This window comes from Nostoc sp. NOS(2021), assembly GCF_017115025.1.
In the GTDB taxonomy this organism is placed as follows: domain Bacteria; phylum Cyanobacteriota; class Cyanobacteriia; order Cyanobacteriales; family Nostocaceae; genus Nostoc.
In genome coordinates, this window is sequence record NZ_JABXKM010000129.1 from 1 (window position 1) to 13045 (window position 13045).

The window sequence follows — 13045 nt, forward strand, 5'->3', positions numbered from 1 at the left end:
TTGCATAAATCAAAAAAAGAACCCCACCCCGCCTTTGACTTACGTCAAAGTCTCCCCTCACTGCCTGCGGGTGGGGTGTTAGGGGACTTTTGCAAGAGGTCTTTTGAAACGCAAAGGTACACAAAGTAATCCTCTGCGTTACTCTGCGATTTACTTTGCGCCTCTGGAGCGTTTAAACTTCAATCGCCGTCTCTTTCTCCTCACTTTTTGGCTGTGAACTCAGGCGATCTAAAATCTCTAAAATCTCTTGTTCAAAAGCAACTTGGGCGCGATTAGTTTTGCCACCCACATACAAGCGATCGCCTTTTTGCAATGCCCATATTTGTGAGTGGGAAAAGTAACTCATCACTACACCCAGCATTAGCAAGCCAAACCCTGAGTAAACAATTGGTATGCCTGGATCGGCTTTAATTTGTAAGCCAGTGCTGCCAATCACATCCAGAATTTTCAGCTTCACGCCATTGATTTCGGTGGACATCCCAGCGCGGACAGTATCAACGAGTTTGCCAGTAGCATCATAAATTAATACCATCCCTTGCAAGTCTTTGGCTAACAGAGAGACACCCTCACTCAAATCCGGTTTAGTCGGAACCCAAGTGCCCCAAATGCGCCCGTTACCATTGGTGTTCAATTTTGCCATCGGTAGCTGAAAAATCGGGCTGTTGTTAAATTGGACGCGAACAGCTGCAAGTCCCCAATCAGTTTGATACAAAGTTACGCCATGATAGCGCAGAGGCTCGTTGACAAAAATCTTCTTGTGGTCAACTTCCTTTCCCTGATTATTTAAGACAGATAAATCCGAATAAAATTGATTAATGCCGCCAGATGGTGTGTAGTCAATCCAAAAACGATTGACGCGCACAGACCAATCTTTCGGGACTTGGGCTGCTGCTAAGGGGCCAGCATCTACAATATTTGTCACTTTAAATGTATCGCCACTAGCAACCATTTCTTGAGCCAGAAACCCAGTCATCGCCCCCCAAATTCCCCCTAGCAGAATAGCGACGATGCCAATATGAACGATAATTGGGCCGATGCGTCCGACTATTCCCTTACGGGCGTAAAGGAGATTTTCTTTTTCTTGATCTTGAAAAATTTTATAGCGGCGTTTCTGTAATATTTGGGTGAGGGAATTCAAAGAACCAGTATCTAGTTCTGCACTTAAAGCTAACTTTTGAAATTGCCGGGGTTCTTCGTAATATTTCCAGCGCTGGGCAGCTTTTAAGGCTGGTAACTGACGGGTAAAAGAACAAGCAGTTAAGCTAGTACCAAATAAGATGAGTAATGCCAGAAACCACCAGGTACGATATACGTGGTCTAACCCAACTACCTGAATTACCTTCCAAGTTAGGAAACCAAATAAAGCTGGATGTTCTGGGTAGTTGGCTTGGTAAAATGCGGGTGACTGACCTTGCTCAATTACAGTACCGGTGGAGCTAAAGATTGCAATCAATAGCAGTAGTGCGATCGCTAATCTTAAGTTGGTCAGTACAGGCAAAAGCTCTTGCCGTAAGAACTGCCCAGGTATTAGCCACCATTTTAATTCTTTGGATGCTGAATCTTCTAAAGTCATTACGTGTAAAATCTAACAAAGGTATTGATAAATAAATCTCAATCAGGCACTATCAAGAACAGGACTTACGCAAACAATAGCCGAAAATAATGATTTTCAGGTAGGGGCAATTCATGAATTGCCCCTACAGCGTGTATTTTTGCGTAAGTTCTAAAGTATTAAAAACTGCCAAGGGGAATCCGAGAAATTAAGGAAAATACACCGAATCCTACCAACAGCGCCCCACTAACTGGATTAATCCAACCAGACCAGCGACGCAATTCCAGTAACTTTTTAATTGAAGCTGTAAAAGTACCCGCCAAAATCAAGGGTGCTACATAACCGGCTGTGTAAGAAAGTAGCAAAACAGCGCCTAAAATTAAGTCTTGTGTATTGGCAATCCAACCCAGTAAGCTCGCTAAAACAGGCGTGCTACAAGGGGATGCGACTAAGCCGAAAGTCAGCCCCAGCAAATAGGAACGCAATCCTGCTGGTAAATTTGGCGAAATCCAATTGGTTTCACCCAAGGATGGAAATTGCAAAGGTAGTGCTTCTAGTAAGTTCAGCCCCATGAGAATGGCGATAATGCTGACGATAATCGGCAAACCAATTCCCACTTGACCATAGACTTTTCCCACAAAAGCTGCTATAATCCCTAGCCCTGCCAATGTAGTTGCTAATCCGAAAGCAAACCAAGTTGATTGGGCAGCTGCTTGCAGACGGCTTTTCGCTTCATAACCGCCGATGTAACCAATGGTAATTGGTAGCATAGAAAGCATACAGGGTGTGAGACTCGTGAGCAAGCCAGCTGCAAAGATGATACCAATACTGATCACGCTAAGGTGTGTCAGTTGGTTAGAAACAAGGCTGTTGGCAAATTGTTCTAGTTGGTAAATTTGGGTTTGCAGGTTATCAAGCATGGAAAGTTTCTGAGCGGGAAATGCTTACTCTGCTTGAATTGTAGCTTATTTTTGGCTGTAGAGTCAGCAGAACTCATTATCTGAACCTGATATCATCTAAATTTAACCTGGGCAAAGAAATGTATCTAAAATACAATTAATCTCGCATTATCCCTGAAGAAGCACGCCTGGAGTATTTGGCATGATGATTGCATTACCCGGATTTCAAATTGTCACTTTGTTAAAAGCAGGGGTAAAAGCAGTCATATACCGTGGAATTAAGCTTAAAGATCAGTGTCCGGTAATTATCAAAGGGCTACGTCCAGAACAGTGTACACCGAATAATATTGAACAACTTAAACATGAGTATGCGATCGCTCAAAGGTTAAACACCGCAGCAGCACTCAAAGCCTACGCCTTAGAGATGCACCAGGGAATTCCTTATTTAATTATGGAGGATTTTGGGGCGCGATCGCTCGACCAGTTTCTAGACCAATTTCAACAGCCTGTGCCGTTTCTGAAGATTGCCATTGAAATCACTAGCAAACTCGCACAAATCCACACTTATAACATTGTCCACAAGGATATTAAGCCGCAAAATATCTTAGTTAACCTCGAAACTAATCAGGTTAAAATTGCCGATTTTGGAATTGCTGCCTTCATTCCATACCAGCAGCAAATAGTTAGCAGTTCCAGTCGCATTGAAGGCAGTTTACCTTATTTGTCACCTGAGCAAACCGGGCGGATGAATCGAGGAATTGATCATCGCAGCGATTTGTATTCACTAGGAGTCACCTTTTATGAGATGCTCACAGGTCAGCTACCATTTCAAGGCAAAGACGCCTTAGAGTGGGTGCATTGTCATATCGCCAAATCTCCGCTATCCCCGACAAAGCTGAACTCTGATATTCCGCAAATGCTCTGTGACATCATCATGAAATTGCTGTCGAAGGTTGCAGAACAGAGGTATCAGAGCGCTTTAGGTTTGCAATTTGATCTGGAACGGTGCTTAAAGCAATTGGAAACAACCGGAGAAATCCAATCTTTTGTTTTGGGTGAGCAAGATATCTCAGAGCGCTTTCAAATTCCTCAAAAATTGTATGGGCGAGAACAAGAGATTGCCAAGCTTTTACAAGCATTTGAGCGAGTTGTTAGCCAAGGAAAACCAGAACTCGTATTAGTTTCTGGCTATGCTGGAGTTGGTAAATCTTCTATTGTGAAGGAGATTCACAAGCCCATTGTCAGAGAACGCGGTGCTTTTATCTCTGGGAAGTTTGATCAGTACAAACGAGATATTCCTTATTCCACTATTGTTCAAGCTTTTCAAACACTTGTTCGACAAATTTTTACTGAACCTGAAGATCAACTTGCTACCTGGAAAAAGCGAATACAAGCAGCATTAGGAAACAATGGTAGACTAATCACAGATGTAATTCCAGAAGTTGAACTAATCGTTGGAGAACAGTCTCCTATACCAGAGTTGGGGCCTGCCGAATCTCAAAACCGATTCAATTTGGTGTTTCAGAATTTTATCAATGTCTTTGCTCAAAAAGAGCATCCACTCACTGTCTTTTTGGATGATATGCAGTGGGCAGATAGCGCTACTTTGAATTTAATTCAAACTGTGATTACTGGCTCTAGTATCCAGTATATCTGCTTCATTTTGGCGTATCGAGATAACGAAATAGATATTGTACATCCCTTCAATTTGATGATAGAGAAGGTTCGCCAGTCTGGAGCAATAACGACTGAAATTATCCTTACCCCGTTGAATCTTGTCTATGTCAATCAGTTAATTGCTGATACCTTACATAGTTCAGTAGAACAAGTAGAACCCCTTGCTCAATTGATTATCCAAAAAACTGACGGTAATCCTTTTTTTATTAATGAATTTCTGAAAACACTGCATCAAGAAAATTTACTGAATTTTTACCCCCCTCTGTCCCCCCTTAGTAAGGGGGGACAGAGGGGGGTAGGGGGGTGGCAATGGAATCTAGCTGAGATTGAAGCCCAAGGTATTACAGATAATATTGTCACTCTGATGATTGGGCGGATGCAAAAACTGCCAATTGCAACTCAACAGATGCTTAAATTAGCCTCCTGTATCGGTAATCGCTTTGATTTAGAAGTTTTAGCGATCGTTGGTGAACAATCTATCGAAGAAACGGCAAATGCACTTGTTGAAGCAATTTTAAGAGGATTAATTATCTCGATTGAGTCAGATGAAACTGCCCAGAAAAACTATCGTTTCTACCATGATCGAGTTCAACAAGCTGCTTATGCCTTAATTGCCGATGAATCAAAGTCGGCTGTTCACCTGAAGATTGGGCGACTTTTGCTCAAGAATGCTAGTCATGAACAAGTGAATGAGCAAATTTTTAATTTAGTCAATCAGCTTAATCTCGCGGTGGATCTGATTATTGAACAAATAGAAAAAGATGAATTGGTACGATTAAATTTAATCGCTGGTAAGAAGGCAAAAGCTTCTACCGCTTACATTCCTGCTAAAAAGTTTTTTAGCGTTGCCATGAATCTTTTGGCTGAAAATGCCTGGATTGAACAATATGAACAAACATTTACTTTATTTAGAGAACGGGCTGAGTGTGAATTCTTAACAGGAAATTTAGAGCAAGCGGAAGAATTATTTGAGCTACTATTGCTAAAAGCCGAATCTCATGTGGACAAATCTAATATTTATATACTGCAAATCAGACTCTATCAAGTTGCAGGTAGGTATGAAGAAGCGCTGACATTGGGATTAGAAGCTTTAGAACTTTTTGGGGTGACATTCCCTGATTCAAATGAGCAAGTGCAAAGTGCGATAGCTATTGAGAAAAACCAGGTATTAATAAATTTAGGTGATAGACAAGTCTCTGATTTAATTAATGCTCCGATAATCCAAGATCCAAATATTAAGACACTGATTAGTCTGTTAACGACTTTGGGGCCACCTACTTATCTCGGTAGACCTCATATCTTTCCGTTAGTTGTACTCAAAGCAGTTAACTACTCACTCCAGTTTGGGAATACGGAAGATTCCTGTTTTGCTTACAGTATGTACGCCATGTTATTAGTTTCCATCTTCCATGATATTCCTACAGGCTACGCATTTTCTGAGATGACAATTCAATTAAATGAAAAGTTGCATGACTTGAAACTTAGAGGAGTTGTTCTACACATTCATGGAAGTCATATCAACGTTTGGTGTAACCATATTGCTACCGATATTCCCTTTTTAGAGCGGGGATTTATCGGCTGTGTGGAAGCAGGCGATGTGACGATGGCAAACTACAACGGCTATCAAGGTTCTTGGCAAATTATCCAGTTAGGCTCTCCACTTGCAGATACATATAAATCTCTAGAAAAATACACCACCTTTGCCCGCCAGTCTAAACATGAGGCTGTCTATCAGACAATCCGATTACAGCAGATGTTACTGATGAATCTGCGTGGACTCACTTACCATAATCTGACTCTAAGTGATGATAATTTTGATGAATCAGGCGCTTTGTCTATTATTACAGATGCAGGTTTTGTCAGTGGAATTATTTTTTATCAGATTATCAAATTAATTATCTTTTTTACATATCGACAGTATACAGAGGCATTGAATTCTGCCTTAGAATTATCCCAGCTTCCAGTGACAACACTGGCATTACCAATTGAAACAGATTATATTTTATATTACTCACTAACTCTCACGGCTCTTTATCTAACAGTAACTTCTCAAGAACAAGAACAGTTTTTGCAAACCCTAGAATCCCATCAGCAGCAATTGCAATACTGGGCTAACCACTGCCCTGCAAACTTCTTACACAAGTCTCAATTAGTAGCTGCTGAAATAGCTAAGATTGAAGGTCGGGACTTGGAAGCAATGCGCCTGTATGAGCAATCAATTGCTTCAGCCAGTGAGCAGGGATTTGTGCAATATGAAGCTTTAGCTAATGAGCTAGGAGCGAAGTTTTACTTGGAGCAGGAGTTTAAATTAATTGCCAAAACCTACTTGCAAGCAGCTAAAAATGCCTATATGCGCTGGGAGGCATCTGCTAAAGTCAAGCACCTCGAAGAATCCTATCCTCAGCTATTGCCACAACAACAGCTTGTCTCTAACGGAACGTTTATCACCACAGGTGAACATCTAGACTTTTTATCAGTAGTTAAAGCGTCTCAAACCATATCTAGTGAAATTGTTCTTTCGCGGTTGTTGAAGACATTAATGCAAATTGTCATCGAGCAAGCAGGAGCAGAAATTGGTTATTTGTTGCTTGAACACGAGCAACATCTGGTGATCGAAGTAGAAGCTAAGGTTAATCCCCAAGCAGAAAAGCTGAATGTTTCTCTAGCTGTATTAAAGGGTGAAATTTCACAGGTTATTCCGCAATCAATGCTGAATTATGTCCAGCGAACTCAAGAAACAGTGATTTTGCAGAATGCCACTGAGCAAAATCTGTTTTCCAAAGATGAGTATGTAATTCAAAAGCAACCTAAATCTGTACTTTGTTTGCCGATCGCTCGTCAGTCGAAATTACTTGGTATTTTATATTTAGAAAACAATCTGATCTCCAGTGCCTTTACACAGGACAAACTTTCGGTACTGGAAATCTTGACAGTTCAAATTGCCATTTCTCTAGAAAATGCTCGTCTTTATCAAGGTCTAGAAGACAGCCAAGCACAACTAAACCTCGCTTTGAAATCTGCCAAAATCGGTGTTTGGAGTTGGGATATTGCCAACGATCGCCTTAACTGGGATGAGCAGATTTATCAACTATTTGGGTTAACACCTGAAACCTTTGCTGGGACTTCCGAAGCACTTTTAGCTCGTCTGCATCCAGATGAGCGAGGATTGCTGGCTGAATCGTTGAGTCGAGCGATTAACGAAGGCGTAGAGCATAATTTAGAATATCAAATTATTCGGGATGACGGCAGTATCCGCTACGCAGCCTGTCGGGGAAAAGCCTTTTTTAACGAAGCAGGTAAAGCCACACACATGAGTGGTGTTGTGCTTGATATCACCGCTCGCAAACAATCTGAAGCCGAACGTATCCAACTGATTCAAGAGCAAACCGCCCGACAAGAAGCAGAAGCCGATCAAGAACGAGCAACGTTTTTGGCTCAAGTCAGTGCAACACTCGCCTCTTCCCTCGATTACGAAAGCACGCTAGCAAGTGTGGCAAACCTAGTTGTGCCTTACTTCGCCGATTGGTGCGGCGTTGATCTCCTGCAAGACAACCAATCAATTAATCGGGTAGCAGTTGCTCACCGAGATCCAGAGAAAGTGAAACTCGGTTGGCAACTTTATCAGCTTTATCCGAGAAAGTTAGATGCACCTGGAGGTGTGCCGGAAGTGCTGCGTACAGGACAAGCTGAAATGGTAGCTGAGATTTCAGATGCAGCCCTAGCAGCAGCCATCCCAGATCCAGAACATCTGTGGATTCTGCGTGAACTTGGTTTAAAGTCTTGTATAATCTTGCCCTTGATGGCACGCGGACGGATTTTTGGTGCTATTTCCTTTGTGACTGCTGAATCAGAACGTCGTTACAGCACGGCTGACTTGTCACTAGCGGAAGATGTTGCCCATCGAGCGGCGATCGCCATCGATAATGCCCGCCTTTACCAAGAAGCGCAGCAGGCACAAAAAACGGCAGAAAGAGCTTTGGAGCGCATTGCCCGTCTCCAATCGATCACGGCTGCCCTTTCAGAATCGCTGACACCAGCCCAAGTATCTGAAGTGATTGTAGAGCAGAGTATGGCTGCCTTGGGAGCCAGTTGTGTCCTCGTCGCCTTGCTGAATGAAAGTAAAACTGAACTGGAAATTGTGCGTGCGGTTGGCTTTAAGCAAGATTTGGTGGAGGCTTGGCGTAATTTTGCCATCGATTCACCTTCTCCCTTAGCAGAAGCTGTGCGGACTGGGCAACCTATTTGGGCTGAACCAATACAAAATCGGGTAGCTCGTTACCCGCATTTAGCAGAAACTTACGCCCAATATGATTTTAATGCCTGGATTTCTATTCCATTGATGGTAGAAGGTTGGGCAGTTGGTGGTATAACTTTGGGATTTGCCAAGCTTCAACAACTTAGTGGGGAAGATCAAGCGTTTATCTTGGCTGTTGCTCAACAATGCGCCCAAGCGATCGCTCGCGCCCATCTCTATGAAGCTGAACGAACTGCACGAAGCGCTGCGGAATCAGCAAACCGCATCAAAGATGAATTTCTCGCTGTGCTATCCCATGAACTGAGAACACCGCTTAACCCGATTTTGGGTTGGGCAAAACTGATGCGGAGCCGCAAGCTTGATCAAGCAACAAGCGATCGCGCCCTAGAAACCATTGAGCGCAATGCCAAGTTGCAAACTGAATTAATTGAAGATTTGCTTGATGTTTCTCGCATCCTTCAGGGTAAACTTAACCTCAACTTCGACCTGATTAATTTGGTATCAGTGATTGAAGCTGCGATCGAGACAGTGCGTTTATCTGCACAGGCCAAGTCTATCCAGATTCAGACAATTCTTGAATCTGGTGTTGGGCCAGTTTTAGGCGATGCCAATCGATTGCAACAAGTCATTTGGAATATCCTTTCTAATGCCATTAAGTTTACTCCCACCAGGGGAGAGGTAAAAATTAAATTAGAGCAAGTCGGCTCACAGGTACAAATCCGCGTAATTGACACAGGGAAGGGGATTGCACCTGAGTTCTTACCTTATGTCTTTGATTATTTCCGTCAAGCAGATGGTGCCACAACTCGAAAATTTGGCGGTTTAGGTTTAGGATTAGCGATCGTCCACCATCTTGTAGAACTTCACGGGGGAACTGTTCAAGCAGAAAGCCTGGGCGAAGGACAAGGAGCAACTTTCACCGTCAGAATTCCATGTTTACAGGATGAAAGCAAAGGAATCAAGGATGCAAAAGATAACTCCTCACTTGTGGCGGCTGAGTCTTTGCCCCTGTCTGGCTTAGAGATTCTCGTGGTGGATGATGATGCAGATATGCGAGAATTTTTGCCCTTCATGCTAGAGCAATATGGTGCAACTGTTACCGTTGCAGCATCAGCCATTGCAGCTTTAACTGCCCTGAGTCAATCCCAGCCAAATCTGATCATCAGCGATATCGGGATGCCAGAAATGGATGGCTATATGCTGATGCGACAGGTGAGGAGTCTGGAACCAGAGCAAGGCGGGACAATTCCAGCGATCGCTTTAACTGCCTATGCTGGTGAGATGGATCATCAGCAAGCGATCGCTGTCGGATTTCAACAGCATATTTCCAAGCCTGTAGATCCAGAAGAATTAGTGAAAGCGATCGCGTTATTAGACTTATTGCAAAATTGAAGGAGGCCCGAGACCGGACAATACGGTTCGGTTAGGCATATTAATCCCTCGAAGATCCCCCCAACCCCCTTAAAAAGGGGGGCAAAAAACCGCTTATTTCCCCCCTTTTTAAGGCTACGGTGTACACACAAGTCCAAAAAAGCTCGATTGACCATTGTTCTCTCGTTCCCATGCAGAGCATGGGAATGGCTGATTAGGGGCTGCTGCATCCAGTTAAATATTGAGTCAGAGACTCAATGAATGCATTCCCATACGGAGTATGGGAACGAGTCAAACCTCATTAAGCAAGGTTTTTAGGACTTGTGTGTACACCGTAGCTTTTTAAGGGGAGCCAGCGCGGTCTTGGGGGTTTCCCCCATGAGCGACTGGCGTGGCTTAGGGGGGATCAAGTCTTATCCAAACCGTATTGAATTGACCTCCGCTTTCCTCCACAGGATGACGCTAGCTAAACAAGCGATTAAACTATGGATAATATCAAGCAATTGTTGCTTTTAGCACCACTTACATAAATTTAATTTCATTGTTAAATCTAAAATCTCATCCTGCTATATAAAATACCAATTATGTCAGTGTATCAAGTAAGTTCTGGGGAGACCACCGATTTGATTATTGGTATTCACAACCAAGAAAACCTCGAATTACAAGCAAATTCTGCTCCTGTGGGCGCTCTTGCCACAAGAAAAGGAAATTTTTCTACGTTTCTTGCTCCCCTGACTCAGGATACTTTTAAACAAGTCGTTAAGGAAGTCGAGCAAAAATTACAGATTGTCCATCAAACCCTATCAATGCTGGATTCTCAGGGGTTTGAAACTCTTCTGCAAGAAATGTTGCATTCGATTACCTTAAAAACCGGGGAATTACTGGGGGCAGACCGGACGACGATATTTTTATTGGATGAAGAAAAAAAAGAACTCTGGTCAATTCTGGCTGAGGGGGAGGGTCATCGCTCTTTAGAAATTCGCATCCCCGCCGATAAAGGCATTGCTGGGGAAGTCGCCACCTTCAAGGAAGTGATCAATATTCCCTTTGATTTTTATAGTGACCCGCGATCGCATTTTGCCCAAGAACAAGAAAAAAGAACTGGCTACCGCACTTACACCATGCTGGCTTTGCCATTGTTGAATGAACATGGAAAGTTAGTTGCGGTAGTCCAGTTACTAAATAAATTAAAATCTGTTAATAATTCCGATGCTCCACTTGCAGAGCGCATTGATACCAAAGGTTTTATCTATGCTGATGAGGAATTATTTCAAGAATTTGCCCCTTCGATTCGTCTGATTTTAGAATCCTCGCGCTCTTTTTATATCGCCACTCAAAAACAAAGAGCAGTGGCGGCGCTGATGAAGGCGATCAAGTCCCTTTCTCAAAGCAGTCTCGACTTAGAAGACACCCTGAAGCGGGTGATGGATGAAGCCAAGGAACTGATGAATGCCGATCGCAGTACCCTATGGTTAATAGACCGCGATCGTCATGAATTGTGGACGAAAATCACCCAGGACGATGGTTCAACTAAGGAGTTACGAGTACCCATAGGTAAAGGCTTTGCTGGTTTAGTGGCGGTTTCTGGCAAGAAACTGAATATTGCCTTTGACTTGTACGACAATCCTGACTCGGAGACAGCCCAACAACTTGACCAGCAAAATGGCTACCGCACCTGTAGCTTATTTTGTATGCCAGTGTTTAACGGCGATGAACAACTAATTGGCGTTACCCAGCTCGTAAATAAAAAGAAATCTGGTGATTTTCCACCTTATAATCCAGCTGATTGGCCCAAAGCTCCCGACTGCTTCCAAGCTAGCTTTGACCGCAACGATGAAGAGTTCATGGAAGCTTTTAATATTCAAGCCGGAGTAGCGCTGCAAAATGCCCAGTTGTTTGCCACAGTCAAGCAACAAGAACAAATGCAACGGGATATTCTGCGTAGTCTTTCCAATGGAGTGGTTTCCACTGATAAAACTGGATTAATTATCGCCGCCAATGAAAGTGCCAAGCGTTTGCTAGGAATGGAACCAGAAGACCGTTTAGAAGGAAAATTAGTTACTGATGTCATCGTCCTCAAAGAAGGTGACTTTAGCAAGTGGTATCAGGATGCTTTACATGCAGTTGACTTAAAAGGCCGCCAGCAATATTACCCCGATCGCACACTCATAAGTACTAGCATAAAACCGCACAGTATTAATTTATCGATTAACACAATTGCCGATGCTAGCGACCAAGAGCAAATCCGTGGGGCGCTGGTGGTGATGGAAGATATCAGTGATGAAAAGCGGCTCAAGAGTACGATGTACCGCTACATGACCCAGGAATTAGCCGAAGAATTGCTGAAATTGGATGATGCTAAACTAGGAGGCGCTCGTAAAGAAGTTTCGATTTTATTTTCCGATATTCGCGGCTACACCACTTTAACGGAAAGCTTGGAAGCAGAAGAAGTGGTAAGTATGCTCAATGAATATTTTGAATCAATGGTGGAGGCAGTTTTTAAACATAAAGGCACCCTTGACAAATACATCGGCGATGCCATCATGGCTGTGTTTGGTTCTCCTCTACCCTTAGAAGAACACGCTTGGATGGCAGTGCAAACAGCCTTAGAAATGCGCGTTCGGCTGCACGAATTTAATCAACGTCGCCACGCAGCTAATAAGCCCAAAATCAAGATCGGCATTGGCATCAATTCTGATACCGTGATTAGTGGGAATATTGGCTCTAGTAAGCGAATGGAATTTACCGCCATTGGCGATGGTGTTAATCTTGGCTCCCGATTAGAAAGTGTCAGTAAACAGTATGGTTGCGATATTATTATTAGCTATAACACTTTTAAACCATGCCAAGATTATATTTGGGCTAGGGAACTAGATTACATTCGTGTCAAGGGCAGAAATGAGCCAGTAGCCATATATGAATTACTGGGTTTGCGTTCCAATCCGATTGAAAGCGAAAAATTGCAAGTGATTGAGCACTATCAGAAAGGGCGCGAGTATTACCTCAAGCGGGAGTTTTATCTTGCAAGAGCTGAGTTTGCTAATGTTTTGGCAGCAGACAATCAGGACAAAGCTGCGATGTTGCATCTGTTGCGTTGTCAGCATTGGTTACAATCACCCCCAACAGAATCAGATTGGGATGAAGGAGTCTGGACATTTCTGGAAAAATAAATGTGTTCGGAACTCGAAGTTTGGTGTTCGGAACTCGAAGTTTGGTGTTCGGAACTCAAAGTTTGGTGTTCGGAACTCAAAGTTTGGTGTTCGGAACTCGGAGTTTGGTGTTCGGAACTCG

General features: G+C 43.1%; 4 protein-coding genes. 2 read left to right on the forward strand and 2 right to left on the reverse strand.

Annotated elements, in window-relative coordinates; translation table 11 throughout:
* Nucleotides 1-172 precede the first annotated feature (172 nt).
* Together HWQ41_RS16615 and HWQ41_RS16620 are read right to left on the reverse strand one after the other, a co-directional pair.
* Nucleotides 173-1573, reverse strand: a complete 1401-nt coding sequence (locus tag HWQ41_RS16615) for a cytochrome c biogenesis protein (RefSeq protein ID WP_292764842.1) — start codon at nt 1571-1573, stop codon at nt 173-175.
* Nucleotides 1574-1731: 158 nt separating this feature from the next.
* Nucleotides 1732-2472, reverse strand: a complete 741-nt coding sequence (locus HWQ41_RS16620) for a cytochrome c biogenesis protein CcdA (protein ID WP_292764844.1) — start codon at nt 2470-2472, stop codon at nt 1732-1734.
* A 181-nt stretch (nt 2473-2653) separates the two neighbouring features.
* On the opposite strand from HWQ41_RS16620, the gene HWQ41_RS16625 reads away from it, so the two are divergent.
* Together HWQ41_RS16625 and HWQ41_RS16630 are read left to right on the forward strand one after the other, a co-directional pair.
* A complete protein-coding gene (locus HWQ41_RS16625; protein ID WP_292764846.1) occupies nt 2654-9775 on the forward strand; it encodes an AAA family ATPase in 7122 nt (2373 codons plus the stop codon).
* A gap of 563 nt (nt 9776-10338) precedes the next feature.
* Nucleotides 10339-12924 (forward strand): adenylate/guanylate cyclase domain-containing protein, encoded by a 2586-nt coding sequence (locus HWQ41_RS16630; protein WP_292764848.1) that lies wholly within the window; start codon nt 10339-10341, stop codon nt 12922-12924.
* Nucleotides 12925-13045 lie beyond the last annotated feature (121 nt).